15 protein-coding genes are annotated in these 16,420 nt (G+C 51.5%); 4 read left to right on the forward strand and 11 right to left on the reverse strand.

Translation table 11 applies throughout. The annotated features are described in order from the left end of the window. Positions 1-24 precede the first annotated feature (24 nt). Positions 25-618, forward strand: a complete 594-nt coding sequence (locus SPIRS_RS13900; RefSeq protein WP_013255319.1) for an epoxyqueuosine reductase QueH — start codon at positions 25-27, stop codon at positions 616-618. Here the strand turns inward: SPIRS_RS13900 and SPIRS_RS13905 are convergent. From SPIRS_RS13905 to SPIRS_RS13920, 4 genes are read right to left on the reverse strand one after another with little or no spacing between them, the layout of a single operon-like run. After that, positions 587-1,804: a nucleoside-diphosphate kinase gene (locus SPIRS_RS13905; RefSeq protein ID WP_013255320.1), complete on the reverse strand. Its 1,218-nt coding sequence runs from the start codon at positions 1,802-1,804 to the stop codon at positions 587-589. The genes SPIRS_RS13900 and SPIRS_RS13905 overlap by 32 nt on opposite strands. A gap of 28 nt (positions 1,805-1,832) precedes the next feature. Next, entirely contained in the window at positions 1,833-3,056 is a 1,224-nt protein-coding gene (locus SPIRS_RS13910) for an aminotransferase class I/II-fold pyridoxal phosphate-dependent enzyme (RefSeq protein WP_013255321.1), read from the reverse strand. Beyond that, positions 3,053-3,898 (reverse strand): SDR family oxidoreductase, encoded by an 846-nt coding sequence (locus SPIRS_RS13915; RefSeq protein WP_013255322.1) that lies wholly within the window; start codon positions 3,896-3,898, stop codon positions 3,053-3,055. Before SPIRS_RS13915 ends, SPIRS_RS13910 begins: the two co-directional genes overlap by 4 nt. Beyond that, the gene (locus tag SPIRS_RS13920) at positions 3,895-4,419 is read right to left on the reverse strand and encodes a MarR family winged helix-turn-helix transcriptional regulator (RefSeq protein ID WP_013255323.1); all 525 of its coding nucleotides are present in this window, start codon (positions 4,417-4,419) and stop codon (positions 3,895-3,897) included. Before SPIRS_RS13920 ends, SPIRS_RS13915 begins: the two co-directional genes overlap by 4 nt. 139 nt (positions 4,420-4,558) lie before the next feature. On the opposite strand from SPIRS_RS13920, the gene SPIRS_RS13925 reads away from it, so the two are divergent. Further along, entirely contained in the window at positions 4,559-5,761 is a 1,203-nt protein-coding gene (locus SPIRS_RS13925) for a YgeY family selenium metabolism-linked hydrolase (RefSeq protein WP_013255324.1), read from the forward strand. Between the two features lie 51 nt (positions 5,762-5,812). Here the strand turns inward: SPIRS_RS13925 and SPIRS_RS13930 are convergent, their stop codons facing one another. Further along, complete coding sequence (locus tag SPIRS_RS13930) at positions 5,813-7,195, reverse strand: sensor histidine kinase (RefSeq protein WP_245537596.1); 1,383 nt, start codon at positions 7,193-7,195, stop codon at positions 5,813-5,815. Beyond that, positions 7,185-7,904, reverse strand: coding sequence for a response regulator transcription factor (locus SPIRS_RS13935; RefSeq protein WP_013255326.1), 720 nt, complete (start codon positions 7,902-7,904; stop codon positions 7,185-7,187). The genes SPIRS_RS13930 and SPIRS_RS13935 overlap by 11 nt, the downstream gene beginning before the upstream one ends. A gap of 73 nt (positions 7,905-7,977) precedes the next feature. Here SPIRS_RS13935 and SPIRS_RS13940 point away from each other — a divergent pair, with 73 nt between their 5' ends. Beyond that, positions 7,978-9,528 carry a RecQ family ATP-dependent DNA helicase gene (locus SPIRS_RS13940; RefSeq protein WP_013255327.1) on the forward strand — a complete coding sequence of 517 codons (1,551 nt, stop codon included), beginning with the start codon at positions 7,978-7,980 and terminating at the stop codon, positions 9,526-9,528. Here SPIRS_RS13940 and SPIRS_RS22170 read toward each other — a convergent pair. Then, positions 9,434-10,411, reverse strand: coding sequence for a C40 family peptidase (locus SPIRS_RS22170; protein ID WP_013255328.1), 978 nt, complete (start codon positions 10,409-10,411; stop codon positions 9,434-9,436). The two genes, SPIRS_RS13940 and SPIRS_RS22170, sit on opposite strands and share 95 nt — an antisense overlap. A gap of 3 nt (positions 10,412-10,414) precedes the next feature. Beyond that, entirely contained in the window at positions 10,415-11,515 is a 1,101-nt protein-coding gene (locus SPIRS_RS13955) for a mandelate racemase/muconate lactonizing enzyme family protein (protein WP_013255329.1), read from the reverse strand. Positions 11,516-11,669: 154 nt separating this feature from the next. Here SPIRS_RS13955 and SPIRS_RS13960 point away from each other — a divergent pair, with 154 nt between their 5' ends. Next, positions 11,670-12,791 (forward strand): GNAT family N-acetyltransferase, encoded by a 1,122-nt coding sequence (locus SPIRS_RS13960; protein ID WP_013255330.1) that lies wholly within the window; start codon positions 11,670-11,672, stop codon positions 12,789-12,791. A 14-nt stretch (positions 12,792-12,805) separates the two neighbouring features. Here the strand turns inward: SPIRS_RS13960 and SPIRS_RS13965 are convergent, their stop codons facing one another. The 3 genes from SPIRS_RS13965 to SPIRS_RS13975 are packed head-to-tail and all read right to left on the reverse strand — an operon-like array spanning position 12,806 to position 16,418. Beyond that, the gene (locus SPIRS_RS13965; protein ID WP_013255331.1) at positions 12,806-13,759 is read right to left on the reverse strand and encodes an ABC transporter permease; all 954 of its coding nucleotides are present in this window, start codon (positions 13,757-13,759) and stop codon (positions 12,806-12,808) included. Next, the gene (locus SPIRS_RS13970) at positions 13,759-14,832 is read right to left on the reverse strand and encodes an ABC transporter permease (RefSeq protein ID WP_013255332.1); all 1,074 of its coding nucleotides are present in this window, start codon (positions 14,830-14,832) and stop codon (positions 13,759-13,761) included. Before SPIRS_RS13970 ends, SPIRS_RS13965 begins: the two co-directional genes overlap by 1 nt. A 5-nt stretch (positions 14,833-14,837) precedes the next feature. Further along, a complete protein-coding gene (locus SPIRS_RS13975) occupies positions 14,838-16,418 on the reverse strand; it encodes an ABC transporter ATP-binding protein (RefSeq protein ID WP_013255333.1) in 1,581 nt (526 codons plus the stop codon). Between the last annotated feature and the right edge of the window lie 2 nt (positions 16,419-16,420).

The following is a 16,420-nucleotide window of genomic DNA, read 5'->3' on the forward strand; positions in this document are numbered from 1 at the left end:
ACTCCTATGGATAGGTTCAAGCTTATGGAAGAGAGTGTAAATCTATGCTACGCTTCGGTCAAGATGGTAACGGAAGAAAAAGGTGGAAAGATACTGCTTCATGCATGTTGTGCTCCCTGTGCCGCCCCTTCGGCCGAGAGACTTTTAGAGGAGGGGTTCCTCCCCACCCTTTTTTACTCAAATCCGAATATCGCACCTGAGGCAGAATGGAAACGGCGGCTTGAGGCCCTGGAAGTACTCGCAGAAGCCTTCAAACTCCCGCTTATCGTGGAGAGCTACGACCATGCATCCTGGCTCGCTTTGGTCCGCGGCCTGGAAAGCGAACCGGAAAGGGGAGGACGCTGCACTATCTGCTTTCGCAGATCAATCGATGCGGCGGCAGAGGAGGCACGGCGCCTGAATATTCCCCGTTTTACAACAACGCTGACCCTCAGCCCTCTGAAGAACGCCCGCCTTATATGTGAACTCGGTAACCGGCACGAAGGCTTTCTTGAGCGGGATTTCAAAAAAAAGGGCGGTGTGGCCAGAAGCGTCGAACTGTGCCGAAGCCTTGGACTCTACCGCCAAAACTACTGCGGATGCGAATTCAGCCTTCGACCCGGGCAATATAATCCTTAAGCACCCTTCCGCAGTTGTTCTCTTCAATTTTCAGGATCTTCATCTCACGTTTGGCATTCTCCGGTGAATCGGAGGCATGCGCGGTGTTTACCATGACATTGCTCCCGAACTCCCGGCGGACGGTTCCTCCCGGCGCCTTTGTAGGATCGGTAGGTCCAAGCACATCCCGTATCTTCTTGACGGCATCGATCCCCTCGTATATCAGCACCATGCTCTTCACCTTCCCCGGATTGTGCTGTTCATCCACAGGACAATCCTCGGGTCGAATGCCCGACATAAATTCGACAATCTGTCCGAACTGGTCCTCGGCATAGTAGACACCAAAGGTGTTGGTAATCTCGCGCCGAAGCTCCTCCCCTATCGAAATTCCGAACTCCCGCTCCAGCGTGGCCGTCGCCTTCTTACCGAATACCGGAGAAAGCTTATCACGCAAAACATTTTTTACCGGTCCGTAAAACTCCAGGGCCTGGGCTACCGACATGCGCTGCACCTTACAACCGATAATACGCAGACCGGTGCGGCTGAACATATCGATAATGGTCCCCGGCCGGCTGGATGCAAACTGCCAGTTATCGGGTTTGATGATAACAAGAGTCCGTTCAATCTTTTCCGGCTCGGGATAGGTCATATTGTCGATCAAATTCGGTTCACTGTCGATGAAGTCGGCAAAGACCTTCATATGCTTCAGTGCTGTCTCCTGATTTCGGGGAGTCATCACCGCAGGTTCAAAGTAGCGCACATTGTGGGGATTTTCTCTATCGAGAATAAGATCGGCATAGGTATCCCGAATCGTCTCGCCCGTAAGCGATTCCGGACCCCGATTTTCCTGGTACAGGGCACCGGCGACATCCGAGAGCTTTTTACAGGCATCTGTACCTCGGAAGAGCATCATAAGCACCCGATGCCGTCGCCCACCGCTAGGTACGAAATTCTGACGGACATAGTCGGCAAGAAGCCTTCCTGCGGAAGGCAAATTGACATCCTCGTGATGGGGAGGCGTGTTTTGTTCAAGGGAAGCAGCATAGGCCTCGGCAAGTTCCTTTGAGGGAGCAAAAATCTGTGACCCAACCAACTCAAGGTCGAGACGGGACAGAAGCCGAGAAATGACACCGCCGGTTCTACTTTTTGCAATGGTATAGGGCGTAGCCAGAATATAGGAAATTTCGTCGCTTTTCTCTTTCTCCATACATTAATCCTCTTGTTTCTCGAATTCTTTAGATAATATGCAGCTTTTTTGCCTCTTCTTCGGCAATATCCAAGAACATATCCAATTCAGCATCCGTATGAATGGACATGTAGCTGGTTCTGATAAGCGCCCGGTTCGGAGGAACGGCAGGACTAATAACGGGATTGACATAGATGCCCCGTTCAAAGAGGGCCTTCCAGAACATGAAGGTTTTTTCATTATCGCCGATAATCAGGGGAATAATCGGAGTCGATGCTGTTCCAATCTCAAAACCGAGAGAGGTAAAACCGTCAAGCATCTTTCGGGCTATCTGCTGAAGGCGATGGATGCGCTCGGGTTCGGTCTCAATAATATTCAGGGCTTCCAACGCAGCTGCTACATTGGAGGGAGGCATGGAAGCACTGAATATGAGGGGCCGGGCAAAATGACGGATATAATCGATAATGTCCCTGTCCCCGGCAACGAAACCGCCGATGGAACCAAAAGCCTTTGAAAAGGTACACATGGTCAGATCGGTAAGCAGACTGTCGCCATAGTATTCACAGGTACCTCGACCGGTCTCTCCGACCACTCCGATGGCATGGGCCTCATCAAGATAGAGAGCCGCACCATAGGTATCGGCAATGGCCTTTAGCTGTGGAAGCGGTGCAATATCCCCCTCCATGGAAAAGACGCCGTCGGTAACCAAAAGCTTCGGAGTGGATACAGGCAATTTACGTAAGACCCCTTCCAGGTCTTCGAGATTATTGTGGCGGTAGCGGTGAAGCGTAACCTCCCGATGCAGGCCCCGGGCCAAGAAAATTCCATCCATGATCGATGCGTGATTATATTTATCACTGATTACATGGGATCCCCTGGTGGCAAGGGCGGAAATAGCACCAAGATTGGTCTGATATCCCGTGGTAAAGCAGATGGCGGAATCTCTTCCGACGAAGGAGGCCAAACGCCCCTCCAACTCTTCATGGAGGTCGAGGGTCCCGTTCATAAACCGGGAACCGGAACAACTTGTCCCATACTTTCGAACCGCCGCTTCAGCCGCTTCCTTTAAACGAGGATCCAATGCCAGCCCAAGATAGTTGTTGGAACCTGCCATAAAAAGTTCGCGTCCCTCGATCACGACCTTGGAACCGCGATATGCTTCGATCGGCCGGAAAAAGGGGTAAAGGCCGCTTTCTCTTGCCTGATCTGCTTCCCGATACTCATGACAAGGCTCAAAAATAGGCTTCATGGCCCTTTCGGAACTAATGTTCATAGCTGATCTTCCTTTCTATCATTTTGTTTTTGTCGCTGATATCTTCTTACCTCACGATCCATAACGGAGCGGACGAATCCGGGACAGAATCGTGAAAGAAGATAGACCATTTTCGCCTCCGATCCCGGGATAATGAGAAATTTCTTTTTGTATATCCCCTCGAGTAGAGCCGCCGCTACCCTATTGGGAGACAGGAGTCTCACATTTCCGCTTACAGCCCTGGTTTCCGGTGGCTTTGTTCGATCTTCCTGCTGAAGTTGTGGCGTATCGGTATCGGGAGGGCACAGGACCGAAACACCAATCCCCCTGGGTTTCAGCTCTCCCCTAAGCGCCTCGGAAAACCCCATGACCGCAAATTTTGTCGCCCCGTAGGCCGTGTATCCGAAGGTACCGACAAATCCTGCAACCGAAGAAACCGTAACAATATGCCCACCAGAACTCATATGTGCAAGAGACGACTGAACAAAATTCCATGTCCCTGTTATATTGATATCAACCATGTTTTGATATTCTTGAAATGGTAACTGCTGAAAATAATCCGGATAGGCAGTCCCGGCACAGGTGACTAGGATATCGGGAGCCCCGGCGGATGTAACCGCTTTGCCAATGGCATCATCCACATCCCTTCGATTGGAAACATCGACCCGGAAGGTATGGACGGCTTTCGGATAGCGTACATTCAAAGCCTGGCCGACAGCCCCTAAGCGCTCCGTGCCCCGGGCGAAAAGAGCCACGCTTGCACCCTCGGCAAGAAAAGCCTCTGCCGCTGCCCGCCCGATACCACTTGATCCCCCGCTGATATAGACCAGCCTCCCAAGGAAGCTTCCGGAGGAACGGCTCATAGCCCAGCTCCCAAGGATTCGCTCTTTTTTCGGGCAAGAAGCCAACTGCTTAATTCCCTGTAGTAGCTTCCCTCGAGATGGCTGACAGCCTCGGTAAGCACATTAATAAGCTGTCGTCGCTTTTCGTCGTTATCGAGGGCATGAAGGATATTGGCGGCTATGACCCGATCGACCCGATCATGGTCCCGCTGGATTGCCCTTCCCGCCTCGGTCAGTTCAAGGCCGTAAGACCTCCGATCCCGGTTGCTTTTTACCCGCTTTATCCATCCACGATGAACAAGGCGGTTGATACTACTGGTCACCGTACTCCCGGGAAGCGACATAATATCCCTCAGCTCCTTGATGATGATGTCGGGCTTTAACCAAACAAGGCCCATCAGCTGTAGATCGATAGGAGGAATATTATTCAAACTCGGAGCCCAGGCTCCGGGAAAGCGAACGGCATTAATAAGTGCATGAATAAGAATATTCAATTCTTCAATTTGCTTCCCGGGATAGAGTACCGGATCTGTTTCTTCCATAGCGCATTTAAATTATCATAAAAAAAAGAGAAAAGGAAGCTTAACACTTCGTAAGTTTTCTAATAAAACCGTTTTCAAGTTGAACGAATTTCGTATTTCTTGTAAGCTATGGCGAGATACGGACTGCTGGAGGTGTGTCATGGAAACAGTTGCTATTGCTGGAAAAATCTCTTCGTATATGGAACAAAATAAGGCAGAAATCGTCACATTTCTCCGAAATTTTGTTGCAATCAAAAGCGTGACCTATGAGGAAGAGGCGGCGGTGCGGTGGTATGCCGACCAATTGAAGAATTTCGGGTTTGATGAGGTGCGAATAGACCCGGTAGGAAACTGTATTGGGAGGATCGGATCGGGAAAGACCGTTCTCCTTTTCGATGCCCACATCGATACGGTGGAACCTGGTAAGGTTGAAGATTGGGGAATGGATCCTCTCAGATCAAGCTATGAGGATGGAATCATCAGGGGCCGAGGCGCGGTGGATGACAAGGCGTGTCTTACAGGATTCGCCTTTGCCGGAAAGGCGCTGAAGGAGTTGCATCTTGACGGAGATTATACCATGTGGGTCTCTGCCAGTATCAGCGAAGAAGATGTCGAAGGCTCCTGCGTCAAGGCAATGATGGAAGAAAACAAGGATATCAAACCTGATTACATCGTTGTCGGAGAAGCAAGCGAAATGCGCATCATCCGAGGTCATAAGGGACGGGCCCTTATCAAGGTGGAGGTGAAGGGAAAGGCCGCCCATGCCAGCGCAGCCTGGAGGGGGGAAAACGCCCTGATAAAGGCCCTGCCTCTAATCAAGGGGATCGACGACATGAAAGAGTTTGTAAAGGATCCCTTTCTCGGAGGTGGTTCAATCGAAGTAACGAAGGTGGACTGCGATACCCCAAGCCTCAATACCATCCCCGGAAGGGTGACGGTGACAATGGACCGCCGTATAAGCTGCGGAGAAAGCGTACAAGATCTTCTGAACGAGGTAAAACCCTTGGTGGATCAGGTGGGAGGAAAGGCATCCATCGATGTGGAAAGGGTTACCACCTATACCGGTTACCAGATCGAACAGGAAGACTATTTTCCAAGCTGGGTCATTCCCGAAGATCATGTACTGATCGCTACCGGCGTTACAACCTTTAAAACACTATTCGACCGAGATCCTGTTGTAGGGTCCTGGGATTTCTGCACAAACGCAACTCATCTCTGCGGTCGTACCGGTATTCCGGCCATCGGCTTCGGTCCCGGAGACGGATCACTGTGCCATTCCACCCAAGACAAGGTATTGGATTCCGAAGTAGTTGATGCGGCAAAATTCTACGCCCTTTTTCCTCTCGCCATGGCGGGAAAATAGAGCATTGTCCCCCGCCCCGCTCCCGAAAAGCGGGGCAATTAGGGGAAAGCATCATACAGGAAGGAAAAAGTAGAAGTGAGCTCCCGCTTCCGACGGATAGAGGCCTACACGGCCTCCGTGTAACTCTACGGCGCTCTTAACGATGGCCAAGCCAAGCCCCCGTCCTCCCGGATTCTCCTCCGAACCCGTGCCCCGATAAAAGCGTTCAAAAACCCGCTTTCGCTCCTCTTCTGCAATTCCCGGGCCTTCATCTCGAATGGAAAATTCATATCCACCATCTCCCTTTACAAGGCCCATGGTGATGGTTGAATCGGGAGGAGAAAAACGAAGGGCGTTTGAAATTAAGTTATCAAGTGCCCTATCGATCTTTACCGCATCGATCATAATTGTGGTCCCTTCCCGAAGAGAACTGTCGAAAACAATCTGCACCGATCGTTCTCTGGCCGCCGGTTGAAAACGGTCCTTGGCACGCAGACAGAGGGCCACAGGATCGCTTTTTTTAAGAGACAGCCGGTCGAAAAGGCGTTCCATGCTGCTGATCGCCCGCAGCTCTTCAATCAAAGAACTCAGGCGGTCGACATCCGACAGGAGGGCATTAAGCTGCCGATCGTCAAGATGGTAAACCCCGTCCGAGACCATCTCCATACGGGACTTCAACAGCGCCACGGGAGTTCGCAGTTCATGGCTTACATCGGCAATGAGTTGTCGCTGGCGCTCCTCGCTTCTCCGCAAATTCGCCGCCATCTGGTTGAATTGCACCACAAGCTGGTCAAACTCCGCGGCTCTTCCGGCCGAAGATGGCAGTCTGACCGAAAGATCACCCTCGCCAATCTTTTGTGCGGCCTGCTGTAACTCGCCGATGGGTCTGATAATGCGGTAGGTGATAAAAATAACCGCGGCGATCGCTACAAACGCGGAAAAGAGGGCCGAGAGAAGGAGGGCCCTGGCAACTCCGCCGAGAAAACGCTTTTGATAGGGAAGCAGCTGAGTGCCAAGCATCGATCCGACAAAGACCTCTCCAATTTTATCGTTTCCTACCAAAATCGATACCCCTTCTCGTTTCCGAAGGGCCTCACGTATATCCTCGGTGATATCGGGAAGCGTATGAAAAATAATCCTGCCCTCTCTGTCGACAATGACGATTCGCTGTCTCGGAGGCATAGGAGGTTCTCTATCGCCCATTCCTCCCTGCCCCATCATCGGATGCATATGGTGATCGGGAGAAAAGGGAGCGAACTCCAGCTCATCCCTGTTTCGATTTGCAAGGGCCATTGCCAAACTCCGGGCAAATTCCCGATCACCACGATCTACAAGATGAGAGAATTCGATACGAATCCGCTGCTGGACCGTGATCCAGACCATAAGAAAGGCAAAAAGGAGCACAAAGGAGAATGCAAGGGTCAGCATCTTCCAGAGGGAACGACTACGCATCATCCTCTCCCGGAGGGACCGTAAAGCGATAACCGATCCCGTGTATTGTCTCGATATAACGGGGATGTGAAGGATCATCCTCAATGGCCTTTCTGATGTTCTTGATATGGACATCTATGGTCCGCTCATAGACCCCGGTATAATCTCCGGAAACCTCCTGAAGGAGTTCGTTTCGTGTAAAAACCCGATCGGGGTAGGAAACAAGCTGTTTCAAAATGGCAAATTGCCCCGGCGTAAGGGCCACCGGATCATTGCCAAGCCTTACTTTCATGCTTACCGGATTCAGCCGAAGGGCTCCGCGGATGATCTCCGTATCTGCCTCAGGCTCTTTCTCCCCAGAAGCCGAGCGGCGCAAGACGGCCCGTATCCTGGCGGCAAGTTCCTTCATACTAAAAGGCTTGGTAACATAGTCGTCTCCACCAATCTCGAAACCAAGTATCCGATCCGATTCTTCGGCTCTGGCCGTGAGAAAGATGATGGGAAGCCCCCGATCGGCCCGAACCTTACGGGCAACATCGAAACCGTCGAGCCCCGGCATCATGACATCGAGGACCAGAAGATCCCACTCCTTTTCCCCAATAAGACGCAGTGCCCGGGGACCATCAGAGGCGCTTTCGCTAGTAAAGCCCATGGCCGAAAGATAATCGCAAATCATCTTGGCAAGCTCCTTCTCATCGTCGACAACAAGAATTCGCTGTGTATGTCCATTCATATTGGTAAGATATCATAAAAATATGAACAAAGTGTGTCGATCTGCCCCTTATCTATTGAGAAAGAGGTAAAACGTGGTAAAGGATATCATCGCACAATGTGCAAAAGAACATTTCGGAATCGAATCACTTTATCCCCAGCAAAGAATTGTCATAGCGAATATTCTCAGTGCCGCCGGTTTTTACGGTGAAGAAGAGGCAGAGGATGCTCCTAAACATCAGTTGGTAATTCTTCCCACTGGCATGGGCAAAAGCATCTGTTTCATGTTGCCTTGCCTCCTCATGAAGCCCCTTACCCTGGTGGTCTTTCCCCTCCTTTCTCTCATGTCCGATCAGAAGCGCCGGTTCGACAATGCCGGTATTCCCGTCGTCCTGATACGGGGAGGACAAAGCCGTGAAGAACGGCAAAAGATATTCCGCAGCATAGAGCAGGAAAAGGTAGCTGCGATTTTGACAAACCCTGAAATGCTGGAATCTCAAAGGCTTATGGAGCTCCTTTCAACCGTCGAAAGGATTCATCTGGTCGTGGATGAGGTACATACCCTCCCCGAATGGGGAGAGAGTTTTCGTCCGGCCCTTCTAAAAATCGGGGGACTTGCCGAAAGGCTTCCAATCACTCAGATCACCGCATTTACCGCCACCGCAGGAGAGCGCATCATCGAGGGAGTCTCACGTCTGCTCTTTCACGGAGATCCCCCGAACCTTGTCACCGCACTTCCCGATAGACCCAATATCCACTACCGGGTCATTCCAAGCCTCAATAAGAGTGCCGACATCGCAGCCTTGCTTGCCGACGGAATGGGCAAGACGGAAAACCATCGGGGAGAAGCCCCTACTCCTTTTGTCTCCCCGATGCCGAGGCCAGCGGTCATATTCTGCAGGACACGCAAGGAAACCGAACGGATGGCAAGAGAACTCCGATACAAGCTGGAAGAGGACTCAATTCGCTTTTACCATGCAGGGCTCGAGCGAGAAGAAAAAGAGCTATGTGCCGACTGGTTTTTTACAAGTATAAGGGGGATTCTTGTAGCCACGACAGCATACGGCATGGGTGTCGACAAAGCAAATATCAGGACCGTCATCCATCACCGACCATCTCCCTCGGTTGAAGCCTTCCTGCAGGAATCGGGACGGGCGGGAAGAGACAGAAAGCCAGCCTGGTCGGTGGTACTACTCTCCCCTGATGATCTTCACCCGGACCACGGCGACCAACGCTATGAGGCCCTGCTTGCCTGCTTCACCGATGCGAATCGTTGCCGACGGGAAGCGCTCCTGAAGCTCCTCGACGCACAGATCAAGGAATGCGGCGGCTGTGACGTTTGCGACAGCAGTGTCCAGCAAGAGGCACGCGGACGCCGAGAGCTGCTCACCCTTTTCAGGGCAATGCCCCTGCGCTGGAAGGAAAAAGAGGGAGCGACCATGGCTGCAATCCGCTTCCCGAACATCACAACGGAAGAGGCCCATTCACTCATCACCGCCCTTTTTGCCGAAGGAAGCCTAAAGAAGGTTTCTCGAGGGCCCTGGAAGGGGCTTATCTACCCGGCTGGTTTTCCCGTTTCCATTTTTCGAACTGATCCTTATCGTTCTGCCGCCAGAGGGCGAAGTCCCCTTCCACAACCCCGTTGAAGCTATCCCAGGGAGAATCCTCCACCTGATAATAGCTCTTACACAGGGTCCCGGGGCGGATCCGGGCAGCCGACCCTTCGCCAATGGACCTTGTAATGGAAACGATTCTTCCCCGATTCCAGAGGGCGCTCAGGGTTGAACCGTCATGAAACAAGATAGTCCCTTCTCCGTGAAAGGTCCCAGCCTGAAAGGCACCTTGATAGCGATCACCATTCTTCCAGAGATACTCTCCCTTGCCGTCGGGAAATCCTCCATGAAAATCACCACGATAAGAATCACCGTTGGAAAGATGTATAAGGCCTTCCCCTTCGGGTTCTCCCTGATTCAGGTTACCCCTATACGCTCCCTTGGCGTAATCTCGCTCAACCACCTGGGCAGCAGCAGTTTCCGATTGCGATCCACCGGTCTCACGGTAGAACCGATCATCAAGCACTCTTCTGCTCGTGTAGTAATGATTGTTCCAATAGCGGGAACCGAGGCTTGTTATTGCGACGCCCCGGTTGGGGCCGTTCGAAATCGCATGAATCAGAGAGCCTTGCCCCAGATACACAGCCACGTGTGTCACCTGCCCTGCAGAAGAGCCGGTAGCGAAAAAGACAAGATCACCGGGAAGCAGTGATTGTCGCTGCACGGTACGGCCCAAACGGGCCATATCCCTGCTGACCCTGGGAAGGTTCTCCAAATAGGGTTTATAGAGGTAGGTAACGAAACCGGAACAATCGAATTTATCGGGACCGGTAGCCCCCATGACATAGGAAGACCCGACCAGTTTCATTGCCGGTACGAGAATCAAACGATTAATTTCATTCGCAGATGCAAGATCAACGATCACCGGCAGCAAGAAAGATAACAACAGTGTTCTGATAACCTTGGCATGGCGCATGACTTATTCTAAAACCAAACGACGATCGATTGCAATCGCCTTCTCGTCGAGGACTGCCCCGTGTCCGGGCGCATCTCCCGGAGTAATGGTGGCGCCCTCGTACACGGCGCCACCGATAACAGGGTCGATGGTGTGCATAAGGGGGCCATCGAGGTCCGCATAACGAAAAATCGGCCGCGCCGATGCAAGATGGGCGGCTGCACTCTGGTAGATTCTGCTTTCGCTCATACAGCCTATCATACACTCGATACCCGAGGCCTCGGCAAGAGAGGCAATGGCCAGGGCGCCGGTAATACCCGCCGATTTTGAAAGCTTGATATTGAACAGATCACAACTCTCCTCCTTTATCAAACGCAGGGCATCTGAGACGGAAAAGAGGGATTCATCGGCCATGATGGGTATCGAGGTACGACGACGCAGCTCTCGAAGCTGATCGAAACGATCGGCGGGAAGGGGCTGCTCACAGTACTCAATATTCCACTTTTCTATCGCGGTTAAAACCTTTACGGCATCGGGGAAACTCCATCCCTGATTTGCATCGACACGGAGAAGAACCTCAGATCCAACGGCCTTACGAATTGCCCTGACCCGCTCAATGTCCAAAGACGCATCGGTCCCAAGCTTTATCTTAACGGCATTATATCCCTTCCGGACAAAAGAACGAGCCCGCTCCGCCATCACCTCAGGAGAGAACAGACCAATGGTATTATCACTTATCAAAGCCCGCCGAGAGCCCCCGAGAAAGGCATAGAGCGGCATGCAAGCCCGCCTTGCAGCAAGATCCCAGAGTGCAATATCAAAAGCGCTCCTTGACGTGACATTATTGGGGAGAAAGTCCTCCATTGTTTTCGCATGTTCGTGAAATGCAAAAGCATTTTTGCCGAGGAGCAAAGGAGCAAGGGCTTCGGCAGCGGCAAATACCGTCCCTATGGTCTCGCCGACAATTGAACGAAAAGGATTTCCTTCCCCCGTACCGGTATTTCCTTCGCTGTCGCTTATGCGAACAAAAAGGGATTCGGTATCCCGAACCTCCATGGTAGCAATCCTAAAAGGAACCTCAAGAGGAATCCTCCCGGTCAAAAGTTCTATCCGTTTGATAAGCATGCCCTAGAGTATCCTCGCTAAAACCATTAATCAAGATCCGATTTCTCCCACGATTTTCTCCTACCCATCCTTTCGTACAGTATGAAAACCTGGACACTCGATAAGATTCGGGTGCATACTGATCACCACTGTAGAGCATCAAGGAGTACGCCAGATGGTCGACATCATTCAGGCAACTAATAACAAAATGCTAAAAGAGTTTATCAGATTTCCTTTTACCCTATATCGCAACCATCCTTGCTGGGTCCCCCCCCTCTTTTTCGATGAATGGAACACCCTTCACTGGAAGAGAAATGCAGCCTACAGCTATTGCGAAAGCAGATTTTTCCTCGCCAAGAAAGAGGGAAAAACCGTCGGTAGAATTGCCGCCATCAAAAACGATCGCTTCATCGAAAAGTGGAAACACCGCTACATCCGCTTCGGTTGGGTTGATTTCATTGATGATCCGGAGGTATCGCAGGCACTCTTTGCAGCAGTCGAATCATGGGCCGAAGAGCAAGGGATGGAGGGAATTCACGGCCCTCTCGGCTTTACCGATCTTGATCCCGAGGGGCTTCTCACTCAGGGTTTTGAGGAAGAGGGAACGCTCCCCATGATCTACAACTACGACTACTATCCCAGGCATATCGAAGCCCTTGGATACCATAAAGATATAGATTGGTTGCAGTTCGAAATTCCCGTCCCGAAGGAGATCGGTCCCAAATTTACACGACTTACAAAAGTGGTGCTTGAACGAAATGAACTGCGCATGGTTCAAGCAAAAAGGCGAAAGGACTTTTTGCCCTACGCCAGAGGGATCTTCGAGGTCATAAACAGATCGTACGCACAGCTCTACGGTGTGGTCGAATTAAATGATGAACAGATTGATGCGTATGTAAGACAGTATGTCGGCTTTGTAAACCCGGACTTCGTCAAAATCATTCTGAATGAAAAGGATGAGGTCATAGCCTTTGCCATTGCCATTCCCCGACTATCATCGACGCTGATCAAGCATAAAGGAAGGCTCTTTCCCTTCGGTGCCCTTGCGCTTCTGCATACCCTTCGTAAACCGACGGAACTTGTATTTTATCTTCTGGGGATCAGACCCGATTACCAGGTGAAGGGGCTTACCTCGATTCTCATGACTGAACTCTACAGGGAGTGCATCGATTACGGAATTACAAGAGTACAAACCTGCGGAGAGCTGGAAAACAATTCGAATATCGTCACTTTGATGAACAATTTTGAACACCGGCAGCATATACGCCGCCGGTGCTATATCAAAACATGGAAATAGCTTGGTAGGTACGATTATTTATCTTCACGCATATAGCTAACACCAAGAGCCGCAGGAGAACCGACCTTCCTGTTGTGAGTCTCCCACCAGGTCATTATAACGAGGACGATAACCGTTGCAAGATAAGGAGCCATGTTGAGGTAGGCAGCAGGGATGGTGGTACCCGAGGCCTGCAAACGAAACTGGACGGCATTGATGCCTCCGAAGATAATCGCTCCAAGTATCGCCCTTCCCGGATTCCACATGGAAAAAATAACCAAAGCAATGACAATCCATCCCCTTCCACCGGTGATATTTTCGGTCCAGCCAGGAGTATAGCTGAGTGAAAGATGAGCACCTCCAAGGCCTACCAGCATGCCTCCGAGTATGGTATACACGTAACGTATCTTCGAAACATTCACACCCATGGCGTCGGCAGTCTGAGGATTTTCTCCCACAGCCCTGAGATTCAATCCGTAGCGAGTCTTGTAAAGAAAAAACCAGGCGACGGGAATCAATAGGAAGACCACATAGGTGAGCAGATCCTGGTCGAAAACGGCTCCAATAATCGGAAGCCGAGAAAGGCCGGGAATGGCAATCGAATGGAAACGAGGAGCAACGAGTCCTGCAAGATAATACCCATTGCTCTCAGGACCAAGTCGCTGTCCCAAAAAACTTGCAAAGCCGCTGCCGAAGATGGTAATGGAGAGGCCGCTGACGACTTGATTTGCACGCATGGTTATGGAAAGAAAGGCATGCAGGGCGGCAAGGACCGCTCCCACACTCATGGCCGCGAAAACAGCAAGCAACAGGTTTCCGCTGTGATAAGAAACAGAGAAGGCCGTAACTGCCCCCATCAGCATCATTCCCTCAATTCCGAGGTTGAGGATCCCCGACCGCTCGGTATAGATTTCGCCGATGGTTGCGTAAACCAAGCTAGTTCCGGCCCTAAGGGTTATGGCAAGAATTGAAGTTACAAGAAGAATCATTATACCCCCTCCTTTTCCGGCTTTATCACTTTCAATCGATATTCGGTAAAGAGACTACCCGCCAGCATGGGGAAGAGAATCATCCCCTGGAGGACCAGGCCCATGGCAGAGGGAAGCCCCATAGTCATCTGAACCTGATCACCCCCAACCAAAAGTGCGGCCATGAGGAGCCCCACAAATAATGAAGCAATCGGGTTGAGTTGGCTCAGCCAGGCCACAATGATGGCGGTATAACCATAACCGATTGAAAGTCCCTGCTGGAGACGGTGACTGATCGCCGTCACTTCGCAGGCTCCCGCAAGCCCGGAAAGAGCCCCGGAAAGCAAGAGTGCCAGGAGGATATTCCTCCCGATACCGACGCCAAGACAGCGGGCAGCCTTTTGGTTCTTGCCGATCATCTTTAGTTCAAATCCCCAGCGAGTACGATTCATGACGACCCAAAGGAGGAGACCGATAATAATGGCAAACCAAAGACCGGCATGGGCCCGTCCGGAAAATCGAGGTAACCAGGCAGCCTCGGGAAACATTCTCGTACCGGGGAAGCCAAAGCCCTTCGGATCCCGCCACGGTCCATAGTATAAGCCCTCGGAAAAAAGGATCGCGACATAATTGAGCATCAAAGTGGTAAGGGTCTCATCCACCCCCAAACCGACCTTAAGCCCCGCAGGAATTCCCGCCCACAAGGCACCGGCAAGGGCCCCCACAATAATTGCCACAGGTAACAGAAGAGGAGCAGGCAGCCAGGAAGACCAGAACAGGGCAACCCATGCCGCTGCTACGCCACCGAAGGTCAGCTGCCCCTCGGCCCCGATATTCCAAAACCGAAGTCGGAATGCTATGGAGACCCCTAAACCGGTAAGCATAAGGGGAATCGCCTTGACCAATGTTTCGGTGAAATTACTCCAAGAACCAAAGGCACCGGCAAACATCCCTGCGTAGGTTTTCAGAGGATTGGTTCTGAAAATTATAAGAAGGATCCCGGTAAGAAAAAGACTGATGATAAACGACACAACCGGAACAAGAATAAGCGCCCGGCGGCTCATGAACTTTCTTTTTTCAAAAACCACTCTCATGGCGGCTACTCCTGTTCACATGTTGCGGCGGCGAGCTTCGCAGCCTCTTCTTCAACCTTGGAAAGAGGAACCCCGGCCATCATCAGACCGAGCGTTTCAGTATCCGCCTCCTCGGAAGAAACAATTCCCATTATCTGGCCTTCAAACAATACGGCAATCTTGTCGGCAACGGAGAGGAGTTCTTCGAGGTCTTCCGAAACCATGAGGACCCCTTTCCCTTTATCACGCTGGGCAACAATCTCGTTACGCACGGCCTCGGTCGCACCGACGTCAAGCCCACGACTGGGATAAGCTGCAACCAGAAGACCTCCGCAAGCATCAATTTCTCGGGCCAAAATGGTCTTTTGAATATTGCCGCCGGAGAGGAATTTCACATGGGTCTGTGGCGCGGGAGTCGAAATCTTGAAAAGGTCTATCATTTTCCGTGCCATCAGCAATATTCTTTTCGGATTAAGAAAACCACCCTTCAGAAGAGGGGGCTTACGGTATCCCTTCATGGCAAGGTTATTGGCGACACTCATATCACCCACGACTCCCATGGCGATGCGGTCGGAAGGAATATGGCTTACTCCCGCCTGAATCATGGCAAAGGGGCTACGTCCCGTCATGTCTCGTCCTTCAAGAAATACCTTTCCACCGGTAGACGAGTGAAGGCCGGTTATGACCTCCGTAAGCTCACGCTGACCGTTACCCGCGACACCCGCGATCCCCATGATCTCACCGGCCCGAACTTCCAAATTAATGCCCGTTAAAGCAGGAAGCCCCTTTTCGCCGTCGGCGCGGATATCCCGAAGTTCAAGAACGACCTCTCCGGGGCTATAATGTTTTTTTTCAATTCGGAAAAGAACCTCCCGACCAACCATGAGCCTTGCAAGCTCCTGAGGATTGGTTTCGGAGGTACGCTTCACCGTAACCAGCCGCCCCTTCTGAAGAACCCGTACCCAATCGGAAAAGTCAATCACCTCTTCCATCTTGTGTGTGATAAAAATGGCCGAACGCCCCTCACCGGTCATCTGTTGCAAGACACAGTTTAATTCATCCGACTCCTGAGGAGTGAGCACGGCAGTCGGCTCATCAAGGATAAGGATGGTTGCCCCCCGATAGATCTGCTTCAGGATCTCAACCCGCTGCTGCTCGCCAACCGAAAGCTGCCAAATATATGCAGCCGGATCAACTTTCATAGAATAGTGTTCGGAAATTTCATGAATCTTGCGATGGACACTCCGCATATCAGGGATCGCCGCGACACTCTTGAGACCAAGAATAATGTTCTCGGCAACGGTCATCGTATCTACCAGCATAAAATTCTGGTGTACCATCCCAATGCCCAAATCCATGGCATCCCTTGGGCTTTCGATATCAACACGCTTGCCGCGAATATAAATCTCACCTTCATCGGGGCGATAGAGTCCTGCAAGAACATTCATGAGTGAACTCTTTCCCGCTCCGTTTTCACCGAGAAGGGCAAGAACCTCTCCGCAGTAGAGTTCAAGATCAACATGGTCGTTTGCCACGACTCCGGGGAACCGCTTGGTTATTCCCTTCATCTCAAGGATAGGGACTTTCCCTACTTCGTCACTTCCCATCT

This window comes from Sediminispirochaeta smaragdinae DSM 11293 (assembly GCF_000143985.1).
Classification (GTDB): domain Bacteria; phylum Spirochaetota; class Spirochaetia; order DSM-16054; family Sediminispirochaetaceae; genus Sediminispirochaeta; species Sediminispirochaeta smaragdinae.

What these genes read in the sequence shown, in the direction of transcription:
- SPIRS_RS13935 (WP_013255326.1), bottom strand. Translation starts at nt 7,904, where the DNA reads ATGAATGGACATACACAGCGAATTCTTGTTGTCGACGATGAGAAGGAG.
- SPIRS_RS13905 (WP_013255320.1), bottom strand. Translation starts at nt 1,804, where the DNA reads ATGGAGAAAGAGAAAAGCGACGAAATTTCCTATATTCTGGCTACGCCC.
- SPIRS_RS13920 (WP_013255323.1), bottom strand. Translation starts at nt 4,419, where the DNA reads ATGGAAGAAACAGATCCGGTACTCTATCCCGGGAAGCAAATTGAAGAA.
- SPIRS_RS13955 (WP_013255329.1), bottom strand. Translation starts at nt 11,515, where the DNA reads ATGCTTATCAAACGGATAGAACTTTTGACCGGGAGGATTCCTCTTGAG.
- SPIRS_RS13965 (WP_013255331.1), bottom strand. Translation starts at nt 13,759, where the DNA reads ATGATTCTTCTTGTAACTTCAATTCTTGCCATAACCCTTAGGGCCGGA.
- SPIRS_RS13925 (WP_013255324.1), top strand. Translation starts at nt 4,559, where the DNA reads ATGGAAACAGTTGCTATTGCTGGAAAAATCTCTTCGTATATGGAACAA.
- SPIRS_RS13960 (WP_013255330.1), top strand. Translation starts at nt 11,670, where the DNA reads ATGGTCGACATCATTCAGGCAACTAATAACAAAATGCTAAAAGAGTTT.
- SPIRS_RS13970 (WP_013255332.1), bottom strand. Translation starts at nt 14,832, where the DNA reads ATGAGAGTGGTTTTTGAAAAAAGAAAGTTCATGAGCCGCCGGGCGCTT.
- SPIRS_RS13930 (WP_245537596.1), bottom strand. Translation starts at nt 7,195, where the DNA reads ATGATGCGTAGTCGTTCCCTCTGGAAGATGCTGACCCTTGCATTCTCC.
- SPIRS_RS13975 (WP_013255333.1), bottom strand. Translation starts at nt 16,418, where the DNA reads ATGGGAAGTGACGAAGTAGGGAAAGTCCCTATCCTTGAGATGAAGGGA.
- SPIRS_RS13900 (WP_013255319.1), top strand. Translation starts at nt 25, where the DNA reads ATGGAAGAGAGTGTAAATCTATGCTACGCTTCGGTCAAGATGGTAACG.
- SPIRS_RS13910 (WP_013255321.1), bottom strand. Translation starts at nt 3,056, where the DNA reads ATGAACATTAGTTCCGAAAGGGCCATGAAGCCTATTTTTGAGCCTTGT.
- SPIRS_RS22170 (WP_013255328.1), bottom strand. Translation starts at nt 10,411, where the DNA reads ATGCGCCATGCCAAGGTTATCAGAACACTGTTGTTATCTTTCTTGCTG.
- SPIRS_RS13915 (WP_013255322.1), bottom strand. Translation starts at nt 3,898, where the DNA reads ATGAGCCGTTCCTCCGGAAGCTTCCTTGGGAGGCTGGTCTATATCAGC.